The sequence below is a fragment of the Streptomyces sp. NPDC107546 genome (genome assembly GCF_055639175.1).
In genome coordinates this window covers 1-23,548 of record NZ_JBVKBA010000049.1, presented here as the reverse complement: position 1 = coordinate 23,548, position 23,548 = coordinate 1, and the positions used below count along the sequence as shown (strand labels likewise).

At 67.7% G+C, this 23,548-nt stretch carries 9 protein-coding genes and 2 pseudogenes; 7 read left to right on the top strand and 4 right to left on the bottom strand.

All coding sequences use genetic code 11. From position 1 onward, the window contains the following. Positions 1-428 precede the first annotated feature (428 nt). Positions 429-1,334 carry a TniQ family protein gene (locus tag ACZ7L1_RS36325; RefSeq protein WP_471443587.1) on the top strand — a complete coding sequence of 302 codons (906 nt, stop codon included), beginning with the start codon at positions 429-431 and terminating at the stop codon, positions 1,332-1,334. Between the two features lie 292 nt (positions 1,335-1,626). Here ACZ7L1_RS36325 and ACZ7L1_RS36320 read toward each other — a convergent pair whose 3' ends face one another. Next, positions 1,627-2,919 carry an MFS transporter gene (locus ACZ7L1_RS36320; protein WP_471443585.1) on the bottom strand — a complete coding sequence of 431 codons (1,293 nt, stop codon included), beginning with the start codon at positions 2,917-2,919 and terminating at the stop codon, positions 1,627-1,629. Between the two features lie 68 nt (positions 2,920-2,987). Here ACZ7L1_RS36320 and ACZ7L1_RS36315 point away from each other — a divergent pair, with 68 nt between their 5' ends. Further along, entirely contained in the window at positions 2,988-3,527 is a 540-nt protein-coding gene (locus ACZ7L1_RS36315) for a MarR family winged helix-turn-helix transcriptional regulator (protein WP_471443583.1), read from the top strand. 61 nt (positions 3,528-3,588) lie between these two features. Continuing rightward, positions 3,589-4,329: pseudogene (locus tag ACZ7L1_RS36310) on the top strand (transposase); the annotation flags it as partial. A gap of 168 nt (positions 4,330-4,497) precedes the next feature. Here the strand turns inward: ACZ7L1_RS36310 and ACZ7L1_RS36305 are convergent. Next, positions 4,498-4,923: an SMI1/KNR4 family protein gene (locus tag ACZ7L1_RS36305; RefSeq protein ID WP_471443581.1), complete on the bottom strand. Its 426-nt coding sequence runs from the start codon at positions 4,921-4,923 to the stop codon at positions 4,498-4,500. 97 nt (positions 4,924-5,020) lie between these two features. Here ACZ7L1_RS36305 and ACZ7L1_RS36300 point away from each other — a divergent pair. Further along, positions 5,021-5,285 (top strand): annotated as a pseudogene (locus tag ACZ7L1_RS36300) (tyrosine-type recombinase/integrase); the annotation flags it as partial. 120 nt (positions 5,286-5,405) lie between these two features. On the opposite strand, the gene ACZ7L1_RS36295 reads toward ACZ7L1_RS36300, so the two are convergent. Together ACZ7L1_RS36295 and ACZ7L1_RS36290 are read right to left on the bottom strand one after the other, a co-directional pair. Then, positions 5,406-5,915, bottom strand: coding sequence for an SMI1/KNR4 family protein (locus tag ACZ7L1_RS36295; protein ID WP_471443579.1), 510 nt, complete (start codon positions 5,913-5,915; stop codon positions 5,406-5,408). Next, positions 5,912-13,987, bottom strand: a complete 8,076-nt coding sequence (locus ACZ7L1_RS36290) for a ricin-type beta-trefoil lectin domain protein (RefSeq protein ID WP_471443578.1) — start codon at positions 13,985-13,987, stop codon at positions 5,912-5,914. Before ACZ7L1_RS36290 ends, ACZ7L1_RS36295 begins: the two co-directional genes overlap by 4 nt. An 818-nt stretch (positions 13,988-14,805) precedes the next feature. Here ACZ7L1_RS36290 and ACZ7L1_RS36285 point away from each other — a divergent pair. The 3 genes from ACZ7L1_RS36285 to ACZ7L1_RS36275 all read left to right on the top strand — a co-directional run bounded on the left by ACZ7L1_RS36285 (position 14,806) and on the right by ACZ7L1_RS36275 (position 23,462). Continuing rightward, entirely contained in the window at positions 14,806-19,185 is a 4,380-nt protein-coding gene (locus ACZ7L1_RS36285) for a ricin-type beta-trefoil lectin domain protein (protein WP_471443576.1), read from the top strand. A gap of 292 nt (positions 19,186-19,477) precedes the next feature. After that, positions 19,478-21,244: an FG-GAP repeat domain-containing protein gene (locus tag ACZ7L1_RS36280; RefSeq protein WP_471443574.1), complete on the top strand. Its 1,767-nt coding sequence runs from the start codon at positions 19,478-19,480 to the stop codon at positions 21,242-21,244. A 475-nt stretch (positions 21,245-21,719) separates the two neighbouring features. Beyond that, positions 21,720-23,462, top strand: a complete 1,743-nt coding sequence (locus ACZ7L1_RS36275) for an FG-GAP repeat domain-containing protein (protein WP_471443572.1) — start codon at positions 21,720-21,722, stop codon at positions 23,460-23,462. Positions 23,463-23,548: the final 86 nt, after the last annotated feature.

Genomic DNA, 23,548 nt, shown 5'->3' with positions numbered 1-23,548 from the left:
CACGGCCCCGGGCCTCCTTCCGGCCCGGGGCCCTCTGCTCTCGCACCCGCTCGCCGAGCAGGACCATCATGCCCCCAGCACGCGCCCGTTGGACGCTCTCCCGCAATGACTCGAACCCGTGCACGGCGGCGCGGGCGCGCTCGGCCGGGGCGTCACGGCTGTAGCGGGCGGCGGGGTGTTCGGCGTCGACCGCGGTGGCCCGCAGGAGTTCGACCGCGAGGATCCAGTCACGGTCCTGGGCCAGCAGGGACACGGCGCACGCCACCGCCAGACCAAGCGTCCACCCCGCCGCCAGGGCCACCCGGCTCTCCGGACGGGCCGGCGGCGGCCGGCCAGGCGCAGCACCACGTCCAGGGATCGGCGCGCGGCCCGGGCGACCCGCCTACGACGCCGTGCCCCTTGGACGGCAAGGAAGAGAACGTGGTGAAGTGACCCATCACCTTGGCCTACTGCGGACCGCTCCCCTGCAGGGAGAGACAACCTCGTCGCTGATCTGCCGCACCGCGAGCCGCTACGGGATGGAAGCAAAGGCGTTGCGATCCTGCTGGCACTGGCGCAACTACCAACCTGGGCACGACGGCGGGGGTGCGCGGGCCGACGCCGAGGTGCTGCTGAATGCGGCCGGACGGCAGCTCCTGGCAGGCCTGTGCGGCGTCAAGGAAGACGTGCTGTCGCGGGCGTTGCCGTCCTGGGAACAGGAGGACGCCAAGCTGCCCGCCGAAGAAGACGGAGTGCCAGCGGCGGCGTGGCGGATCGGCGGCGCGGTCGCCGGGCCGGTGGCGTTCGGCTGCCGCCTGTGCGCGGCCCGGCGTGCCGGGACGGCCGTGCGGGTGGTGCGATACGCGCCGCTCTGGTCCCGGGTGTGTGTCCGGCACGGGCGGTGGTTGCAGGATGCGGACGCCGACCAGCCCCTCGAGTACCTCGACCTGCGGGATTTGCCGGAGGTGGTCCAGGCGCAGCGGTGGTGGACCGGGGTGGCGCGGCGGGCGGTGCGGGCCGGGGCCGAGCCGGCAAGGGTGTTCGCCCTGTCGCATGCGGTGGTGGCCCGGTGGTGGGAGCAGGCTTTCCGCTGGGAGCGGGAGAGGGTGTGGCCGCGGCGGCTGCACCAGGTCGCGGGTGGTGACGCCGGGGGTGATCTGGAGCGGTGGCGGATCGTGGGGCGGGACGCGGTCGTCTTCCCCGAAGTGGTGGCCGTCGCCGACGCGCTGTTGGACCCGGCCATGGCCGAGCTGGCGTGGTTGGACAGCGGTGCGGGGCGGCCCCGCAGCCAGCCCGGCACCGGCAGCAGCGGCCTGACCACCGCCCACTCGGCGTCCGACATGTCGGACGGGTAGCGGCGTTGGCGCGCCCCGTGGTCGCCAGCGTTCCCGAACCTGTGCGCCAGGCAGTCACACGCGAGAGTGACCGATGTGGACTCCGCTCCCACCATGCCGTAGAACCGCGGCAACAGGGCCTCCTGGACAGCTTGTTGGCGTAGACACCCTTCGAGCCACCAAGACGCCCTGTTCTTATGCACGGCAGTTGCCACGATCACCCCATCGGGACCCCGTCGTGGCCCTCAAGATGGGCACGACGACAGCCAGTCAGGCAACGGCACGGGCCGACACCGGGTCTGCATTCCTCCGGCTACCTGCCGTCCGCCGCCCTGCAGCCGGCCTCCGACTGACCCTGGCCCGCCGCGGCCACAGGTTCGCGCCTGGCATCGCCCCGTGCCGTGACCGGCTCCGGGTGCTCCCATGCCTCGGGCAGCAGCAGCACGGCCAGGTTCGTTGCTGCCACGAGCACCGCACCTGCCAATAGTGGTGCCGAGGTGCCGAGGAGGGTGGCAACCGGAACGGCCACGGCCAGGCCCAACGGGCGGGCGGCAAACGAGATCAGCGCGTCGAAGGAGCCTACCCGCCCGAGCACCTCCTGCGGGATGCGGTGCTGGATGGCGGTCTCCCACAGCGGGCTGAGCACTCCTAGCCCGAACATCGCCAGGAAGTACGCAGACGCCACCCAAGGCAGCGCCAGTCCCAGCCCGAAGGCCGCCAGCGGCAGTGCGAAGACGGCCGCGCCCACGGCCACGCCGACCAGCGGGCGGCGCATCGGCAGCCGTCCTGCGGCAAAGGCACCGACCAGCATGCCGACGGTCCCCAGCTGGGCCACCAGGACCCACGCGCCGTCACCGCCCATGCTCCGGACAGCGATCAGCGGTCCCAGGGTGAGCAGGAAGCCAGCCGCCAGATGCCATACTCCATGGCCCAGCACATTGGTGAGGAACCAGCGGTGGCGCCGGGTCTCGGTCCAGCCTTCGCGCAACTGCGCCCCGAACCCCGCGTGGCCGCCGTCGGCCGGCCTGGTGGCCCGGCGGGTGTGCAGGCCGCCCAGGGTGGTCGCAGAGCCGATGAAGAGCGCGCCGGTCAGTAGCGAGGACCAGCCGGCGCCGAGCATCAGCATCATGCCGCCCGCCGTAGCAGGACCGGCGGTCTGGGCCAGGCCGGTGGCGACGTCCAGCCGCGAGTTCAGCCGCAGCCGCTGGTCGGCGTCGACGGTCGCCGCGACCAGGGTGCGGACCGCTGGGGTGCCGAAGGCAACCGCGGCGCCGGTGACCGCGGCGAGCACGGCGAGGTCAGGCACCCGGACCAGGCCGCAGAGCAGCTCCGCGCCGATCGCGGTCTGCGCCGCGCCCCTGAGCAGATCGGCAGCGAGCACGACCCGCTGTGGCGGGAAGCGGTCCGCCAGCACGCCGGCGACCGGCAGCAGCACCAGCATGGGCAGCAGTTCGCATGCCAGCACCAGGCCCAGATCCCCTGCCGAACCCGTCGAGCCTGCGGCGTGTCCTCGAAGCAGCGCGAGCGTGAGCGTGGTGGGTATCAGCGCGGTGGCCAGCGCCGCGCAGGTACGGCCGACCAGCAGTCGGCGCATGGGTTGCGTCATGCGCACATAGTATTTCGTCAGCTAATCATTTTGCAACGAAATATAAGTTGGCGTAGCATACTGGAGGCATGGACACCGAGAGTCAGGGCCGGGAGCGGCCCGCAGAAGGTGACGACTCCGTCGACGTGCACCTTGCGCGCTGGCGCGGCAAGGCCCCGTTCGACGCGCGGGTGGAGGGGATCATCACCCGCATTCAGTTCCTGGCCAAGCATGTCGGCCAAGCCAAAGACCGCGCCCTGGCCGAGGTTGGCCTGCAGGAGTTCGAGTTCGCCACGCTGCACCGGCTCGCCGCGCGCGAGGCCCCGGGGCGGGCCACCCCCTCCGAGCTAGCGGCTGAACTCATGCTCTCACCTGCTGGCATGACAGGCCGCCTGGACACCCTGGAACAGTCAGGGCTGGTGCGGCGTGTGCGCAGCAGTCAGGACCGACGCCGGGTGGACGTGGAGCTCACCGAGGCGGGGCGCACCCGCTGGCTGGCCGCGATGGAGCTGCGCGGGCAGGCGGAGGACTCGATGGTCGCCCCGCTCGACCCGGCAGAGCAGGACGCACTCAGCGCCCTACTCAAGCGGATGCTGATCCAGGCGGAGGCGGACAGCCGCCACCGGTGAACCCCGAGTCGATCGTGTTGCTTCTCGCCGTCAGGTCTCAGTATCTCGCTGGCCGCCGCCACAGCTACCCAAAAGGTACCGGCGCGGACGGCACACGCTCATCCGCTGCGACTCCGGCGGCGGCACCCATGAGTTCGTGGCCTGGCTCGCAGCCCGCGGAAGGTGGCTGTCGTATTTCGTCGGCATGACCATCACCGACGCCATCCACCAGGCCGTCTTGAAGATCCCTGCGTCGGCGTGGACACCGGCCGTCGAGCCGGACGGCGAGATCCGCGACGGCGCCTGGGTCGCCGAGATCGACGCCGGCAGCGACTGTCTGACCGGCTGGCCCAAGGGGATACGGCTGATCGTCCGCAAGGAACGCCCCCATCCGGGCGCCCAGCTGTGGCTCACCGACGCCGACGGCATGCGGCTGACCTGCTTCGCCACCAACACCAAGAACACCCCGATCGCCGAGCTGGAACTGCGACACCGCCAGCGCGCACGGGCCGAGGACCGCATCCGCGCCGCCCGCGCCACTGGCCTGCGCAACCTGCCCCTGCATGACGCCACGCAGAACCAGATCTGGCCGGAGATCATCCAGATCGCCCTCGACCTGCTGGCCTGGATGCCGATGCTCGCCCTCACCGGCCCCGCCCGGCTCTGGGAACCCCGCCGCCTGCGACTGCGGCTGTTCTCCGCCGCCGCCCAGCTGGTCACCACCGGCCGCCGCCGCATTCTCCGCCTCGCGAAGCACTGGACCTGGGCCCTTGTGATCAGCCGCGCGCTCGTCCGACTCGATGCCCTTCCGAACCCCGGCTGACCAACAGCGTCCCGTCCCTACGAATCAGCACGTCCCGGAGCCGTGGAACCCGGCGCCCAAACCGCGCGACAGCCGGGCCATCAGCCTGCCCGCAAGCAGAAATCTCCACTCCGAACGAGCACAAGGGGGTCCATCAACAAGCTGACGGACCCTCATGCAAGATCGAGGCTAGAGCTTGATATGCCCTGTCTGACACCATTCGAGGTACTTGGCGAGGCTCGGAGCGACCCAGGTGCGGCTGTCGGTTTCGTGATCCCATACGAAGACGTCGGGTCGGCGAAGGCTGGGCAGAAGGGCGAACAAGTCTCCGTTTCCGGCGTCCGCGAAGAAGAGCAGAGGGTCGAAGGGCATATAGAGGGACGCGAACTCCGTCTCCGTGCGCAGAGTGAGGTTCTCCGAGGCGATCTGCTCGGCGGACCAGACGAGCCCCGCCCCATATTCACCCTCGATACCGTCGCTCTCGCGGAGGAGTGCAGCGAGGTCAGCGGGCAGTTCGTGGCCGAGGGCGGTGGCACATCTCTGCAGGGACTGCTCGGAGGCCGGGGGCTGAAAGGTCGTCGGGCCCGGCAGGGAGCTGACCAGCTCGATCCACATGTTTGCTCATCCCCGGTGAAAGATCTTCGCCGGACAGTATGACACCACCGTCGCCGGCTCTCCGCCCCTCTCCGCGATCGGTCAATCCGCTTCCACGATCGAGCCCGGCACTCTCACACGGCACTTCAACGCCCTGCTCCGCCGAGCCAGCCTGCGCGCGATCCGGCTCCACGACCTCCGTCACTCGACAGCGACGTTGCTCCTGGAACAGGGCCTCGAACTGTCGTCATCAAGGAGCTGTTGGTCACGCCCACATCGGCGTCACCGCGATGGTGTACGCCCACGTCCGCCTCCGCCCCCAGCGTCAGGCCATCGATCTCCTCAGCGACGCCCTCCATACCCTGCCCAGGTCACCACCGAGCCGGACGACGGCGACGACCCGCCGCTTTGCGCAGCACCTGTCCGCTGACGTTGCCGTCAACTACTGCCGTCAGAGACCCCAGAGGCCCTACCGGAACCACTTCCGGTGGGCCTCTACCTACCTATTCAGCGCTTTCCATACGCATCAGCAAGCGCCACCACTGATCATCCTCTGGGGCACCCGAAAGAGATCGATAGCCGCGACCGAAGACGTACTCCGCGAGAAAGCCATTAAGACTATCCGCCAGACGCTCGAACGTATCGCTCTGCCACCAGATGATTCCCATGTCCGGAAAGCCCCAGACGGACCCGTCTTTCCGATTGATGAAAAGCGGGTCTTCATTGACTTTCCCAAAGCAAAACCACGACTCGCGACCAAGGAGAACGGGGGCACCTTCAATCTCATCAGCGTAGAACTGCATCTTTCCGACGGTCTTAGCGTCAAAGACAACGATTCGACCGAAGATTCCACCATTAGCAGCAGAAAGCAGCTCAAGGTACTCGGCGGGAGCCTCCATCCCGGAGGGGACAGTCCCCCCCTTCGGGACAGAGTTCATCATCGACCATTCCTGCTCTAGCTGCACCGTTGCCCGCGCCGCTACCACGGCTTGCCGAATTTCAACTGAGATCATGGGGGCCCCAGGATATTGATGCGGATAGGTGTATAGTCCGGCAGATTTCGAATCTGTCCCCATATTTGACGGCCGATACCCTGATTCGTATACGCGTCCAAAATATGGAGATTACTCACGTCGTCTGGCCCACCCAACTGCAACTCCCAAATGTGATCTGGGTTCATCTGCGTCAAGATCCGAGTTCTCAGACTTGCCGCAAATTCTGGGTTTGTCGCGCCAAACTGATCGAATACCCGAGCAATGAGGTTCGCTTTATAGTTATTTGTAATCGAACTGTCTCGCGCCACCGGGTTCGGCGCCTTATAGAGAACCCCGCTGTCGCTGAGATCCCGCAATGCGGATGCCTTCAGATTGAACTGGCTCTTGGGCATTCCCGGCTTCCAGCTAACAGTCACGTCGACTGGCCCACAAGTATTGTGCACCAAGATAGGTGTGCCGCCCGTCAGCACATAGTACGTGTGGGCTTGCTGGACGGTGAGGTTCCAGCGGTTTGCGGCGCCGGGTGTGGTGTGGGTAGTGACGACGTAGGTGTGCGCGTTCGTGGCGGTGTTGACGGCGTCGCCGTGGTGGAGTTTGCCAGCGGGTACCCAGGTGTGCGTGGTGTCGTCCCAAAACGGGTGGTTCGACGTGGTGTGGAGGGTGGCTGTGTGGCCGCCCTTGGCGCGGATGGTGACGTCGAGCAGGTCATGGTCGTGGTTGATCCACACATGCTGGACGGTGCGGGCACCTTGGTGCTTGCCGGTCTCGGGGTTGGCTGCTTCGACCTTGTCGCCGGCTTTAATCTCGCCGATCGGCTTGGTCTTGCCGTTCTCCATCAGGACCGGAGTGTCAGGGGAGAAACTGCAGCCGCTCGGGGACTTACTACCCGATGTACCGGATGAGGGCTTATCGGGCTTGGTGGCCGAGGCGTCTGCTTCTTTGGCATGTTCCTGCGCATTGGCTCGCTTCGCCGCGACGATGTCGGCCTCGTCGGCGGCAGCGTCGTTCACAGCTTCGGTACGCGCGCTGGCCGCGGCGGCTGCGTCACCCCCGGCCGCGCCTTCGGCCCCTCTTTCGACGCTGCCCGCCAGGCCGTTCTCGACCCCCGCCGCGCCGCCGCCTTCGAGGATCCCTCCGCTCGAGACGACGCCGCCGGCCACGTCGCATGCGTCCTGGTGTGGATTTCCTCCTCCCATATCCCCAAAAAACTCGAAAGTTCCGGCTCCGCAGAGGGCGAAATCCCAGAGAGGCTCGATGACGATCTTGACGAAGATCTTCGCGGGGTCGTGCTTGTAGTTGACTGTCGGGCCGCACTGCCCGAACCGGCCGCAGGCGTAGGGGTTGCCCGGGGAAGTTCCCGTCGTACCACCGCCCCCGCTCGACGTGTCAGTGCTGCTTGAGCCACCGCCGCCACCGCTGGAGGGAGGGTTGTTGGGCGTGCCGGTATTCTGCCCGTATCCGTCGCAGATGTCCTTGGGGCACAGGCCCGACGGGTCGGAGCCCGTCGAAGGGTTGTCGGCGGCATAACTGTAGCCGCCCATCTGGTTGGGGTCGCCCGCTTCAAAGACCGGGTCGGGACTGAGGAAGCGGCCCAGCGTGGGGTCGTAATTACGGGCGCCGAGGAGGTCGAGACCCGTGGTGGTGTCGGTGGGTTTGCCCAGGAAGCCGTGGTTCTCGTCGGCGGCTACCCAGGTGGTGGGGTTGGCCCCGCGGGGACTGCCGTAGGGGTCGTAGTAGCGGCGGGTGATCGCCAGGGAGCTCGCGTCGATCGCGGTGGTGGCGGTGCCTTGGAGGTTGGCGACCTGGTAGCTGACGGTGCCGGTGCTGGAGCGGGTGATCGTCGTACCGTCAGGGCCGGAGTAGTAGCGCAGGCCGGTCCAGGTCTTGGCGGAGACGTTGAGGGTGATCTGTTCGGTGCCTCCGAACAGGTACAGGATGCGGGTCTTGTCGGTGCCGCCGCTGCTGCTGGTCTGCTCCAGCAAGTTGCCGTCAGCGTCGTAGAGGTACTTGCTCGTGTTGTCGGTAGTGCCCGAAGGGGTCGTGACGGTTGCGGTGCGGCCTTCAGGGTCGTAGGTGAGGGTCTGGGTCTGGCCCGCGGGGATCTTGCTTCCGGAGGCGACGGGGTTCCAAGCCTGGGCCTGGGTTCCGTTGCAGGTCCAGATCTGCAATTGGGTGCCGGTTGTGGTGGAGCTGGACGGGTCGTCCAGGCACTTGCCGGACTGGGGGTTGACCAGCGAGCCGTTGGCCGCGGCCTTCCACTGCTGGGCACCGGTGCCGTTGCAGGTGTTCAGGTCGATCTTGGTGCCGTTGGCGGTGCCGCTGCTGGTGACGTCCAGGCACTTGCCGCCGATGCCGCGGATGGTGCCGTCCGTGCCTACCGTCCAGTTCTGGGCGTTGCTGCCGTTGCAAGTGTAGATCTGGATCTTGTTGCCGTCTGTGGTGGACGAAGAGGCGTCGTCGACGCACAGCTTCTTTCCGGTGCTGGTGGTCAGCACCGAGATGAGCGGGCCGGTGGTGGAGACCTTCCGGCTCATCGTGTTGCCGGCGTTCTTGTTCGGTGTGTAGCCGGTGTCGGTGTAGTTGGGGGTCCAGGTCGCGGTGCCGGTGGTCGGATTGCTGCTGGTGGTGGTGCCGGACTGGTTGGGCAGCGCGGCGGTGGTGGTGCCGTCGGTGCCGGTGTAGGTAGTGGTCTGGGTGGTGTCGTTGAGCGCGTTGCCGGTGGGGTCGTGGTCGACCATGGCCGTGCGGTCGCCGAGCAGGTCGTAGGTGTAGGTCTGCCAGTACGGGGCCGGGCCGCCGACCGTCGTGGTCGTGATCGGTGCTGTGGTGGTGGTCTGTACGGAGGTGTTGTTGCAGCCGCCGACGGCTCCGACCGGGGCGCTGGAGGAGTTGGTGATGCCTGCGGTGTCCGTCCAGGCGGCGGTCAGGCGCTGGAAGGAGTCGTAGGTGAAGCACTGGGTGTCGTGGGTGGTGTTGTTCTGCAGGTCGTCGATCGCGGTGATCTCGCCGGCCTGGTTGTAGCGGTAGTTGGTCACGTCCAGGGCGGTGGTGGACGTCTGGAGCAAGCTGTACGTCTGGGTAACCCGCCCGGTGGTGGCGTCGTACTGGGCGAATGTCGCCAGTTCCTTGCCGGTCGGACCGTAGTTGGTCTGTAGGACACGGCCGAACGGATCGTGGACGGTGGTGTCGAGGTAGTCGGGCGTGTTGGCCGAGGTGATGAAGCCGCCGATGCCGTCCAGGTTGCCGTTCTGGGTGTAGCCGTAGCCGACGTCCTCGGCGGGCAGGTTGCCGTCGGCCTGGTAGCGGAGCGTGGACAGCAGCCCGATGGTCGGGGTGTAGAAGGAGGACTGGGTGTAGGTCACAGTGCCGCTGGTGGGTGCGGTGGACTGCCCGGCTGCGGCGAAGCCGTCGGCGGCCGGGATGGTGAGAGTGCTGCCGGTCGGCTGGTAGGCGGTGTTGTAGCCGGTGACCGCTTCGCTGTACGCCGCCCCCGAGGTGCCGCCCACATAGCGGGTGGACGAGGTCGGGTAGCCCTTGGCCAGGGTGTCGTACTGCCAGGAGGCGAGTTCCTTGGCGGGGTCGGGGGTCGCGGACCAGGGACCGTTGTACTCGGCGGTGCGGCGGTTGTCCCAGTCGTAGGTGTACGACAGGATCTGGCCGCGCGGATCGGTCATCTGCAGGAGATTGCCGACGACGTCGTACTTGTCGTACGTGGTGGTGCCGGTGTTCGGGTCGGTCTGAGAGGTCTTCTGTCCCAGCAGGTTGTAGCTGTAGGACCAGGTGTCGCCGGCGTTGTCCTTGATGGTGTCGATCTGGCCGGCGGGTGTGTAGGTGTACTTGGTGGCGGTGTCCGCTTCGCTGGCCAGATGCCAGGTGTTGGTTTTCCAGATTGCGGCACCGGTGCTGTCGTACATCACCGTGTTGGCGTCGTTCTGGATCTGCAGGACGGTGCCGGTGGAGGTGCCGGAAGACCAGAGGCTCTTGGTGGCGCCGGCGTCGTAGACAATCAGGTTGCCGGACTGGAAGGTAGCCCACGCCCCCGGATTCCCAGAGGTGCCACTGGACCACAGGGACTTGCCGGTCGCCAGAGAGGACAGCACCAGATTGCCGTCGGCCTGCATGGTCAGGCGCACGCTGTCGGAGGTGAGCGACGTGCCGGACGGGATGACCGCACCGCTGCGGAGGACGACCATGGAGCCGGTGTTCTTGACCACCGTGCTGGTGGTCTGCCCGAGGGCATTGGTGTAGGTCGCGGTGGAGCGGCCGCCGGCGGGGGCGGTGGTGTCGGTCTCGTCGGCGCCGGGGTAGCTGGTGGTGGTGTGCCACTGCTGGATCGCCTGGTGCCACAGCGTGCTGGTTACCGGACGCCCCTGGCCGTCGTAGGCGGTCGTGGTTTCCGAGGGGATCTGGTTCTCGTTGGCGGCGTACAGCGTGGTGGACGGATTGTTGTTCGGCTCGGAGTACGGGGCGAACGAAGCGGTCGGCCAGCCGTGCGAGTCGTAGAAGGAGTCCGAGATGATCCGTCCGACATTGAAGTCGCCCTGGGCGGTGGACTGCGTCTGCCGCGGCTGGAGCATCCCGTCGTAGATGGTGATCGAGGAACTGTACGTGCCGTCCTCGCGCAGTGTTTTCGTGGTGATGGACGACGGGTCACCGGGGGAGGTGATGGTGCCGCCGGGGGCGGCGACCGCGCCGGGGTTGATCGAGTACTCGAACGTCCTGTCCGCGCTCTTGCCGGCAGCTTTGTCCCGGCCGGGCAGCCAGACGGCGGTGCGGCGGCCTAGGGCGTCGTAGGTGATGTCGGTCTTGCGGCTGTTGGCGTCGATGTTTTCGGTGGGCAGCCCGCGCAGCGCGTCGAGGGTGGAGGTGATCTTCCAGTTCTGGGAGTTGGTGGTGGTGATGCTGGTCGGGTTGGTGTTGCCGCCTGCGGAGGTCCAGGACGGGGTGAAGGCTGTGTGGGTGTTCTGGCCTGTGGCATCCAGTGCGTCGGTGATCCGGCCGGCGCCGTCGTACTTCGTCGCCGAGTTGGTCTGCCAGGTCTCGGTGGTTCCGTTGTAGCCGGTGGCCGTGCGGACGGCGCTGACCTGGCCGATGGCGGTGCTGCCGGTCTGGTCGAGCTGCCCGAAGGTTCCCAGGTTGGTGAGGCTGCCGTCGCCGTCGTAGTAGATCTTCTTGTCCGCCAACAGTGTGGTGGCGCTGGGTGCGGTGCCGCACGGCCCGCTGACGGAGGTGACTTGGTCGGGGTAGGCGAGGGCCATCGCGTTGCGAGAGGGCGGCGTCGCGTAGGTCGTGGTGGCGCACTTCTCCTGCGCGGCCACGCTCACATCGCCGTGCGCGTCGACCGTGGAGACCCGGCCCTGGCTGTCGTAGGTGGTGTCGGTCTCGGTGTGGCGCCACGTCCCGTTCGCGAGCAGCGCGTAACCGTGCGACTGGGTGGTCTTGACGCGGTAGGCGGACAGATCCGGCAAGATGGACAGCGCGGGCTTGGTCTGACCGGGGTTGTCGTCCTGGGTCCAGTCCGTCCACGGCGCCTGGGCAGAGTGTGTGGTGGTGGTGTAGGTGAACGGCCCGTTGACGGTCTCGGCGTTGATGGTGCCGCCGGCTGCGGTGTAGGTGTCGGTCTCCAGGGCGGTGCCCGCGAGCTGGTTGGCGTCGGTGACGCTCTGCACCGTGTTGCCTCCGACCTTGGCGTCCACGGCGACCGAGCGGCGGGTGCCGTCGGCCTTGTAGTCGCCGTCCATGCCCTGCAGGTACGTGGTGGTCTTCTGGGTCACCGGCTCGGGGGCCTGACCGGTCTGCACCGTGACGGTGCGGAAGCCCCGGAACTGGTCCCACGTGCGGTACTGGTCGTCCGTTTGCGCCGAGTCGTCGCGGTGCCAGGCGGCACCGGCGTAGCTGTATGTGGAGACCTGGGTCTCCGAGCCGGCGGGGATGTTCTGGGAGTCCGGCTTGTACTGCGAGGCGATCGTCAGGTCGTGGGCCGTGACCGTGTGCACGGTGGTCTTGTTGAACCAGTCCGCGATGGGCTTCGAGGCTCCTGGCACGGTCCAGTAGACCGGGTAGCAGGAGTTGGTGTTGGAGTCCGCTGCCGAGATGTCCAGCGTCTTGCCAGCGCACGGGTTGAGGTTGTAGTCGACCGCGATGGACTCGCCGGTCTCGGTCTGGATCGACGAGATCCTCGGCCGGTATAGCGGCGGCGCTGACGGCGAGGCGTCGTTGACCCGGTTGTCGATCTCCGTGCCGGTGAAGGCGACCTCGTTCAGCTTGATGTCGCTGTTGCCGTTGCCGTAGGTGTCCTTGCCGGTGTGCTGGATCGACTGCAGCCACATCACGGCCTGCAGAGAACCCGCGTCCTTGGGGTCGACGGTCGTGCCGGTGACCGGGTCCACCGTGCCGCCGGCGTCGGAGTAGACCTGCCCGAGCTGGTAGCTGTCGACGGGTACCTGAGCGTCGGTGGAGGAGTCCTTGACGTGGACCTTGGTGGTGATGCTGTCCAAGCGGGTGGTGGTCCAGAACGTCGGCGCCGCAGTGATGCAGACGTTGGTGGGCACCGAGGTCGACCCCGGCGGCAGGGTGGTGCTGTCAGTGGAGTCGCAGTGCAGGTCCCACGGCACATCGGGCCAGTGCGGAGCTGTGTTGTCGTTGAGGTTGCCCGCGGAGCAGTCGGTGAAGGTGTCCGTGGTCTGGCAGCGCTGCTTGGAGGTGAAGGTCACCTGGCCGGCGGGTGTGCGTCCGGCCTGCTCGTCGTCGAGGGTGTAGCCGTAGGAGATGGAGTCGAGCTTGCCGCCGCGGGCGTAGGCCGTCAGGGTGCCGTGGTCGCCGGAGGCGGCCTGGCCCCCGCCGAGGTCGTAGTAGTTGGTTTCGGTTGTGTAGTCGTAGCGCTGTACGAACCCGCTCGGTGAGACGACGAAGTCGAGGTTCCAGCGCCAGCCCTCGTGCTTGTCGCACTGGGACGCCTTGCCCTTGGTCGCGTCGTAGCACGGGTCGCCCGACTCAGGGTGCAGCACGGGCACGCCCCAAGCGGCGTCGGTCGAGGGATCGGAAGGCGTACCGGACTGCATCCCACCCGAGGTACCGGGCCCGGTCGGTGAGTGGTCGGCACCGAAGTAGGCGGCCGTACCGTCGGTAGTCAGGACACGGAAGTACACGCCGTCGTGCAAGCCGTTGGGGGCACCGGACAGTTCCTGGACCAGGGTGCCGTCGTCACCCTGCAGTCGCCATTGCTTGATCTCACCGGGCACGCTGGAGTCGACACCGTCCGGCACCAGCCGACCGGAGCGCGAGCCGAAGGAGATCGTGGCGTTGTCCCCGCCCCAGCACTCATCCCCCGACCCCTTGAGGATCTTGTTGCCGCTGCTGTCCAGCAGACCGCCGCACGGACGGTACGTCCGCTCCACGAAACCAGGCTGGTAGTCCCAGCCGTCACCGAGCCACGACGCCTGCGAGTTACGGGCCGAGGTCTCACCGTCCTCGGACTGCGAGTCGTAGGACAGCCCCACCGAAGGCGCGTTGCCGCCCACGGCGGAGGGCACGTCGATCGGGTACGAGTACGTGAATGCCCCGGTGCCCGAAGCCTGCCAGCTCCCGGAAGGATTCAGCGACGTCGCCGCGTAGTCACCCTGCGACCCGGAACTGCCCGAGGCGACCTCGACCGCTGTCGTGTTCGCCGACATCGTCATCGGCGCGGCCGTACCCCGCGAGGAGAGCGGCGCAGTACCGGCGGAGGACCCAAGGGTGAGAGTGGCGGTCAACTGGTCCGCGGTGCCCCGGTTGGTGAACGCTATCGGCGTCCGGGTCCGGCAGCGCGCCAGTTGAGGATTAGTCAAGGCACAAGCGGGAACCTGGAACAGCCGCAGCCGTGAGCCGAAGCCGCCGCCGTATGCCTTGGCTAGCGACGAGTAGTCGATGATCACCTGCACACGGCCATGGCCCATCTTCGCGTCAGCGCGGCTGAAGCCGAGCAGCATGCCGTCCGCACCAGCGCGTAGCGCCTGCGTGTGGGATGCGACCTTGACCTGGACCGCCCCGGGAGCAGCCGCGGCGGGCGCCTTTGCCGCGCCTCTGGTGGTGGGCGCCGGGGCTACCCACACAGGCAGGCTTCCTGCCTTGACGGGCTTGGTGACGGGGACGACCGGGCTGCCCGTTATCGCAGTCGAGGCACCGCCGGATCGGCTACTGGAAGGGCTGGGCGTGCCAGTTGCGCGAGCGCCGACAGGAGCCGGGGCAGAGTGGGAGAGGGCAACCGTCTTGGTTCCGGCCTGCGGCCACACCGGTTTGGCGACGCGATACCGGCTCAGGGCCTTGTAGCCCTTGGCGTGGACTGCGCCGGGCCGGTGCAGGGAATGGCTGCCGACCGCCGGGGTTTTCGGCAGGTCCTTCGGCCTCCACACGATGCCCTTGAAGTGATACGGCCCCACGGCACCCTGAGCGATGGCAGCCGGCACCAGGAGCGCCAGCAAGGCGACCACCGCTGTGGCAAAGGTCAGGGTCCGACCCCAGATCCGGTACCGCACACTCGCGAACCAACGCCGCTTGCCCGTCACGAAACCCCCCCGCGCCTCGCAGCCCGTGACGGGCTGTCGTATCTCCGACCGCGCGAGCCGCGTGATCGACGGGAGGCTATTGATGGCAGGTACACAACTCAATAGCCTGTGCCGACGCTGTGGCCAGGGCGTATGTCAACCGTGTGCCCGATGTGTCCCTTCCGTGAAGGGGCGAACATCATCACCAGACGGCAAACCGGACACCGCGCACACCACCCGCCGCATCCCCGAAACGCGCAGATGTGGCACAGATCACGAGCGCGCAGCGTTCGGTACCCGAGGGGGGCTTTCTCGTGTTGACCAAGTACATGCAAAGGCACCGCAAACGACGGGACTTGATACACCGTCTGGCGCTCGTCCCGTCTGTGACCATTCTTCTGCTCGTCGTACCGGCTGTTCCCGCCACCGCCGACGCGGCAACCGCGAGCGATCCGATGCTCGCCGCTCAGGTGCAGGCCATGGCAAGCGGCCAGGACGTCCCCGTCGACGCCCTGACGACCGAGACCTCCACGGTGACCGCCAACCCCGACGGCACGTTCACCTCCACCACCGACGTCATGCCGGTGCGGGTCCTCAAAGACGGCGCCTGGACGCCTGTCGACGCCAACCTCGCCACCAACTCGGACGGCACTCTCTCCCCCGAAGCCACCCCCAACGACGTCACTCTGTCCGGCGGAGGCAGCGGGCCCCTGGTCACGCTGACCAACGAGGACGGCCAGAGCATGGCCCTGACCATGCCCTTCGCCCTCCCCGCCCCCACCGTGAGCGACGACACCGCGCTATACAAGTCAGTACTCCCCGGCGTGGACCTGTCCGTCTCCGTCACCGACCAGGGCGGCTTCAGCGATGTCCTGATCGTCCACGACGCCACCGCCGCCGCCAACCCGGACATCAAAAAACTCACCGAGTCCGTCTCCACCCACGGCCTGACAGTCTCCGGCACGGACTCGGGCGGCATGAACGCCACCACCTCCGACGGCACCGTCGCCTACACCAGCCCCCGCCCATTGATGTGGGACTCCAGCACACCCCCGGGCACGCCGACGCCACAGACGAGCACTTCCTCCAGTTCCACGACCGCCGACGACCCCACCACGTCGTCCGCCGACGGCCCCGGCACCGGCGCGAAGGTCGACACCGTGCCGATGACGACCACCACCAGCAACCTCACGCTGACGCCCGACACCTCGGTACTCAACGACTCAAGCACCACGTACCCGGTCTACATCGACCCTTACAGCAACCCGGTCTCCCCAAGCTCCGGCCACTACGACGAGATCTACTCCAGCTCCACGTGCTCTAACAGCCCCCAGTACGACAAACCGCAGACCAACGGCCAGGGCGTCGGCTATCAGCGCTGGGGCGGCAGCTGCGGCACCGGCCTGGAACGCTCCTACTACGCCGTCCCCACCAGCGGCCTGGACCCGTCCATGGTGGTCGACGATGCCTTCTTCACGGTGACCTCGACCTACGCGGCCAGCTGGGACTGCTCCCAGAACCAGCCCATCACTTTGCACACCACCGGCGCGATCAACTCCAGCACCGACTGGAACAGCCGGCCCGCCACCCAGGACACCGCGTACCCGCCCGTATCGACCACAATCCCCAGCGGTGCCAATCCCAGCAGCAGCTGCAGCAACCACACCGCGACCTTCACCGTCACCAACCAGGCCCAGAAGATGGCCGACACCAACAGCGCCAGCGGCGACTACTGGACCATCGGCCTCTACGGCAACGAAAGCATCTCCTCGAGCAACGACGACTACCTGCGGATGTCCAGCGTCCTCAAGCTGACCGTCAAGTTCGACATCCCCCCGAACGTCCCGACCAGCCTCCACACCACACCCGCCGCCACGGGGGCCAGCGGCGCTTGCGTCACGAGCGGCGACGGCTGGATCGGCGCGACGACCTACTCCGACGCCGGCAGCAACATCCAGCTCCACTCCACCGTCACCACCAGCATGTCCGGCGTCAACGTCCAAGCACACTACGACGTCTGGGACCGCACCGTCCTCGACTCCAGCGGCAACGCCCTGACAAAGTCCACACCCGACAGCACCTATCAGGCCGGCGGCTCGGACGCCGCCATGCCCATCGGGTTCACACTCAAGGACGGGCACGAGTACGGCTGGGACGTCTACGCCCAGGACAACTCCAGCCAACACCTGACCTCCGCTACGAGCAGCCACTGCTGGTTCAAGACCGACTTCACCCCACCAAACACGCCTGACATCGCGACCAACCCGTCCTTCCCGCCCGTCGGCACCGGGCCTGCCGATCCGATCGTGTACGCCGCACCCGGCAAGACGACCGACTTCACCGTGACCACGGCGGACGGGGCCGCGTCCGACACCAGCTGCACACCCAACGCATGTCTGTCCAGCGGCGTTGACCACTTCCTGTGGCAGCTCGACAGCCAGCCCACCGCCGCAACCGGCACCAAGGCATCCGTCACCAGCATCGACAGCGCTGGCACCGCTACCGCCAAGATCACTGTCCCGGTCACCAACTGGGGCGTACACACCCTGTACGTCGCCGCCGTCGACGTGGCCGGGAACATCTCCCAGGCCCCTGCCAGCTACACGTTCACCGTTCCCTGGAACCCTGACACCAAGATCACGCCGGGCGACATCAGCGGCGACGGCATCCCCGACCTGCTCGCCACCACCAAGACCGGCTACCTTGAAATGATCCCCGGCAACACCGACCCCGCCCAGAGCGCCAAGCCAGCCCAGACCAGCGCCATCGACAGCAACCCGCCCGCAATCACCGGTCCCGTCATCGTCTCCACGCCGGCCGACTCCCCCGACGGCACCAGCTGGAACAACTACCTGATCGCCCACCGCGGCAACCTCCACGGAAGCAACGTGGACGACCTGTTCGCCTACAACCGCAAGACCTCGCAGTTGTACGTCGTCCCGAACGACTTGGACCCCAAGGACGACAACGCCTTCCCCCGCGTCCCCTGGTCAACCTTCCCCGGCTACATCCGCAAGTTCTCCGACGACTTGGTGTCCAGGGACCCCTGTCAGCCGACCGTTCCCGCCAGCCGCTGCGCAGGCGCCGGATACGACCGGGCCGCGCCCTTGAACATCAGCCAGCTCATCACAGCCGGCAACGCCTACGGGAACAATGAGGGCCACCCCGCGGTCATCACCGTCGAGAACGGCAAGTTGTGGATCTACCAGTCCTACAACGGCGCACATCTGGGCAACCCGCTCCTGCTCGGCGACGGCGACTGGTCAGGACTCACCCTGATCGCGCCCGGCACCGTCGGCGGAACCTTCAGCACGGACTCAAACGGGAACGGCCAGGTCACCGGCGGCACGTACACGCTCTGGGCCCGTGACGACGCCTCCGGCACCGTCTACACCTTCCCCCTCACCCTCGACCAGACCACCGGCCTGCCCCCGCTGCTGCACGCCCCCGTCCGCACCGCCCTGACCTCGGCCCTCACCACGTCCACCGGCGGGGCACTGTGCCTCGACGACGACCACTCCAGCACCGACAACAACACCACAATCCAAATCTGGAGCTGCAACGGCTCCGCCGCCCAGAAGTGGGCGCTGCTCAGCGACGGCTCCCTGCGCGTGCTCGGCAAGTGCCTCGACGTTCCCGGGGGCGCCACAACCGACGGAACGCTCCTTCAGCTGTACACCTGCAACGGCACCGGCTCCCAGAAGTGGACTCCCGGCCCGAACGGCAGCCTGCAGAACCCCCAGTCCGGCAAATGTCTGGACGACCCGCGCAGCAGCACCACCAACGGCACCCAAGTGCAGATCTACACCTGCAATGGCACCGCCGCCCAGAACTGGACCAGCAGCACACCGGCCGGCTGGAGCACCAACCCCGGCACCGCACTCTCAGCTGTCCTGGCGGCAAACGAGTACCCGACCGTGGCCTCCCCCGGCGACGTCAACAGCAGCAGCGGCGGCTCTGACGGCAACCCCGACCTCTACGCCACCGACACCAACGGACAGCTGACCGAATACCCCGGCAGCGCGCCCACCGGCACCACGGCCAACTTCGGCACCGCCGTCTCCCTGGGCACCGCCACCAACACCGCCACCCACTCGTGGGCTCTCAGCGAAGGCACCGGCACAACAGCGGCCGACTGCGCCAATGCCACGAGCCCCGACTGCAGCACCGGACTCACCGCGTCACTGACCGGCGCCTATACCTGGGCTGGCGACAGCACGCGAGGCAATGTCCTCAACCTCACCGGAACCACTGGCTACGCCGCCACCACCGGCCCCGCCGTCGACACCTCGACAAGTTTCACCATCTCCGCCTGGACCAACCTCAGCTCCCTCACCGCCAACTCGACCTTCGTCTCCCAGTCCGACAGCGCAGGCAACGCCAACGGCTTCCAGCTCTACTACTCCTCCGGCGCACACGCCTGGGCCTTCGGCCGCCACAACGACGACACCACCAGCACCTCCTTCACGGCCACCTACGGCGGCACACCAAAGGTCGGCACGTGGACCCATCTCGTCGGCGTCTACGACGCCACCACCAACCAGCTCAGCCTCTACGCCGACGGCCACCTGTCGGGAACCAAGACCTTCGGCGCAACCTCCTGGCCCGCCACCGGCCCCCTACAGATCGGCCGCCGCCTCTACCAGGGCGCCTACGGCGAGTACGCCAACGGCAAGGTCAGCGACATCCACGTCTATGACACCGCCCTGCCCCCCGCCGACGCCGCAGCAACCGGCGACAACCCTGCCGTCACCCAACTCGACTGATCGATAAAGCGAGGACCAACAGGCGCTCGGCTGGGTCTCAGCCGAGCGCCGGCCCTTGTCGCAATGCCCCAGGAATCCGTGCCGACCGCTCCGACCGCGGTTCGCCGGCCATCGGAGGAGGTGCCGGACCGCCCGAACAGAAACCTCCAGACGCCATGCGATCGCCGTGCGAGGCTGGACCCATGCTCGACGGAGCCCGGCACCCTTGCACCTGGCCCCACCTACCTTTTCCCCCCCGTCACAGCCGGACAGAACTCGAACTGCACCCCGGTCAGACTGGAGTCAACAGCACATGAGAACCCACTGGCGCTCCTGCGCCATCGTGGCCGGCAGCATCGGCACTCTCGCCTGCCTGCTGCCCCAGCCCCTTGCCTCGGCGGACGCCCTTCCTCCCACCATCACCGCCGGAGCAACAGGCCCGGACGCCGGCTCGGGCGTCAGCCTCTACGGAGACCCCGGCGACATCACACTCCACGTGGCCAACCCTCCCGCCCAGCCCGCCTACATCCGGCTGATCATCCAGGCGGGAGCGGGCCAGAGCGGAGGCCTCGCGGTACGGATAACCGACGCGGCGGGGAACGTCCTGGCCGCCAAGCCCGGCCCTACGCCGGATTCCGAGGAAATCGATCTCGGGACAGCTGCCGACGGCACCGCGGCCGGACAGCTACAGGCCGGCACCATCGACCTGAAGGTCGGTATCACCGCACCCATGGCCAACGTGTTCCAGATCGGTGCCTCCATCATCGACGGCAACACCAGCCAGGATCTGGCCGACTCCCAAACCTCCAACCTGCGGGTCTTCGAGCCGCTGCTGGCAACGTCCACCGGCAGCAACGACGCCTACTGGGGCCCCGACGCCCCCGCAACCGTCGTCGGTGGCGCCGTCCTCCCGCTGCGCACCAGACTGTTCGTCGACGGCCGGAGCATGAAGACGGCCATCTCCGGGGGCCACCTCACCCTCACCCTGCCCGCCGACCAGCTCGCCGCAGCCGGTCTCACAGCAGGCCAACTCGCCGCCACCGCACACTTCACCCTCGACGCCGGCACCACTGCCCTGCCGTGGACCATCGCAGACGACGGCTCACTCAGCGTCCAATTCCCCAGCTTCGACCTCCCCGCCGCCAGCAGCAACGACCTCGACCCCACCTGGTTGGGCGTCTTCGACCTGGTCGCAGCTCTCGGCGTACACCCCGGCACGGTGAGCGGCAACCTGCGTCTGGAAGACAACGCAGGACGGCTGTTCACCACAGGCCAGGTGGCGATCCGCTTCGCCGACCCCAACCCCCACGACCTCACCCTCGACCGCAGACCCGACCTCCTCGCCCGCGACAGCCACGGCACCCTGTGGCTCTACCCCGGCACCGGAAATCCCACAGCGCCCCTCGGACCACGCGTCAACACCGACCGCTACCTGCTCTGGTCCCAGGACAACTCCCTGATCGTCCCCGGCATCATCGGCCCTTGGAACACGGCCGGACTCCTGGCCCGCAACACCAGCACCGGCCGCCTCGACCTGTACCAGACCAGCGGCGAGGGCCTGTCCGGCCCCACCCACCTCGCCGGCACCTGGAACGCCTACCCACTGCTGGTCGGCGCCGGTGACCTCACCGGCGACCACCACGGCGATCTCCTCGCCCGCGACACCACCGGAGGCCTCTGGCTCAACCCCGGCACCGGCACCACCGCCAGCCTCGGCGCCCGGATCAAAATCGGCACCGGCTGGAGCATCTACAACACCGTCGTGGGCGCCGGGGACCTGACCGGCGACGGCAAACCGGACGTGCTCGGCCGCGACAGCCAGGGCGACCTGTGGCTCTACCCCGGCACCGGCTCGGCCACCAAACCGCTGGGTGCCCGGATCAGAATCGGAACGGGCTGGCGCATCTACAACTCCGTCATCGGCATCGGCGACCTCACCGGCGACGGCAAACCCGACCTGCTCGGCCGCGACAGCCAGGGCGGCCTGTGGCTCTACCCCGGCACCGGCTCACCGACCAAACCGCTGGGCGCCCGGACCAAGATCGGAACGAACTGGGGCATCTACAACACCCTCTTGTAGCCCATGGTCCACTGAGCTATTCACCGGCGTCGGCGTGCACCTCAGGATCAGCTGTCCTGAGCCCCGCAGCACCAATCTGATAGCCGTGTCCACCGAAATGCACCCGCCTGCCTCGACCGACCCCCCATCCGCGGGCTGCCAACGGCGCCAACAGCCGGGATGGGCCACGTACAAGGCGGACGAGCGAAGGAGAACCATGAAACTCATCAGCTGACCCGACCGCCGAGCGAGGGTGCAGCCCAACGCCGTTGGCCTGCACCCTCGCTCGGCACGAACGGCTAGATCGGGAAGGCGAGAGGCCGGGTGCCACCCAGCCTCGGGAAACCACGAACCTTGCCTGGCCTTGCCGCGGATACAGCCCTTTCCGCCAACCCCGGTAGTTCACACCACAGGGCCCCACCTGCCCATCCTTCGCTGCCAGCTCTCCCAGCTTCGGCAAGCATTTCGAGCGAAGCACCTTTGAGAGGAACCACCCGTGCGCATACCACGCCGTCATCGCACCGCCCTCGCCGTCGCCGCCCTCGGGGCCAGTGTCGGCCTCACGCCGCTGCAGAGCGCGAGCGCGGATCCCGCCGCCCCAGCCATAGCCGTCAGCATGGCGCAGGGAATCGACATGTGGGGCCCTGCCGGGGATATGGACATAACCGTCACCGCACCGCCGGCCACCGACAGCTACGTCCGACTGCAGCTGAGCGGTAACGGCTCGGACAACCTGCACTTCACCGACGACGCCGGCAACACCCTCCCCTACATGAGCCACGGGGGCAGCGACTACGTCCTCATCGGGGCCGACGACAGCGACCACAACGGCGTCAAGGGCGCCCCGCTGACCGCCGGGGTCATTCACATCCACGTCAGCGCCAGCTACCCCGCCTACAACAACATCCTGGTGAGCGCATACCTGATGGACGGCGCCACCGACACGGTCATCGCCCACTCCAGCTTGGGCACCAACACCGAACTCCACGTCGGCCAGCCCTACCTCACCCCCACCTGGCGGAGCCCCCAGGGCCCCCTCGAGTACAACTCCTCGCTCCAGGTCGCCACGGGCGACAGCCGACCCGTCGACGAAGACCTCAACCTCTTGATGGGGATGAAGACACCGCCCACGTCCACCCACACCAGCCTTGTGTTCACCGCGCAGCAGCTCGCCGCCGCCGGCTACACCGCCCCCCAGCTCGCCTCCGCCGTCACGGTCGGCTACTCCACCGACAACCAGCACTTCACCCCCCTGCCCTGGACCCTCGGCGGGGACGGCTCCCTGTCCCTCGAGCTGCCCACGCTCAGCGGCTGGACGTCCGGCGGCCAGCAGGACCAGTACCTCCACTTCACCGCCGCCTGGGGACTGCCGGCCGGCACGCTGACCGGATCCCTGGAGGTGCGTGACGCCCAGGGCACGCAGTACGTGGGCAAGCAGGAGAACCTGACGTTCACCTCCGACGTGGTACCGGCCTACGCACGAGCGGCGTTCTACGGCCGCGACAACGCCGGCGTGCTGTGGCAGTACCAGGCATCCCTCGCCCCCCAGTCCACCCACCCCACCCCCCGCGCCAAGGCCGGCACCGGCTGGCAGATCTACAACGCCATCACCAAACTGTCCGTCCTCAAGGCCGACGGCACCGGCGACCTCGTCGCCCGCGACACCTCCGGCACCCTCTGGTACTACCAAGGCAGCGGACACATCACCGCCCCCTTCGCCCCTCGGATACGCGTCGGTGCGGGCTGGCAGACGTACAACGCTCTGGTCGGCGCAGGCGACCTGACCGGCGACGGCCACCCCGACCTCCTGGCCCGCGACCACGACGGCATCCTGTGGCTGTACAAGGGCACCGGCAACCCCACCGCGCCCTTCACCTCCCGCACCAAAATCGGCACGAACTGGGGGATCTACAACACCCTCGTGAGCGGGACGGACCTGACCGGCGACGGCCGGCCCGACCTCCTCGCCCGCGACCACGACGGCGCCCTGTGGCTGTACAAGGGCACCGGCAACCCCACCACCCCCTACGCCCCCCGCACCAAAATCGGCACCGGCTGGAACACCTACAGCACCATCGTCAGCACCTACGACATGAACAACGACGGCAAGTCCGACCTACTCGCCGTCGACCACGACGGCGCCCTGTGGCTGTACAAGGGCACCGGCAACCCCACCACCCCCTACGCACCCCGCACCAAAATCGGCACGAACTGGGGGATCTACAACACCCTGATCTGAGTCATAGGGCCCGGCCGCACATGCCTGCGCATTTTCCAAGGACACGGTCGAACTCCCGGGAGACACACAGCCCGGTAGCGCCCACT

What these genes read in the sequence shown, in the direction of transcription:
- ACZ7L1_RS36320 (WP_471443585.1), bottom strand. Translation starts at nt 2,919, where the DNA reads ATGACGCAACCCATGCGCCGACTGCTGGTCGGCCGTACCTGCGCGGCG.
- ACZ7L1_RS36315 (WP_471443583.1), top strand. Translation starts at nt 2,988, where the DNA reads ATGGACACCGAGAGTCAGGGCCGGGAGCGGCCCGCAGAAGGTGACGAC.
- ACZ7L1_RS36305 (WP_471443581.1), bottom strand. Translation starts at nt 4,923, where the DNA reads ATGTGGATCGAGCTGGTCAGCTCCCTGCCGGGCCCGACGACCTTTCAG.
- ACZ7L1_RS36295 (WP_471443579.1), bottom strand. Translation starts at nt 5,915, where the DNA reads ATGATCTCAGTTGAAATTCGGCAAGCCGTGGTAGCGGCGCGGGCAACG.
- ACZ7L1_RS36280 (WP_471443574.1), top strand. Translation starts at nt 19,478, where the DNA reads ATGAGAACCCACTGGCGCTCCTGCGCCATCGTGGCCGGCAGCATCGGC.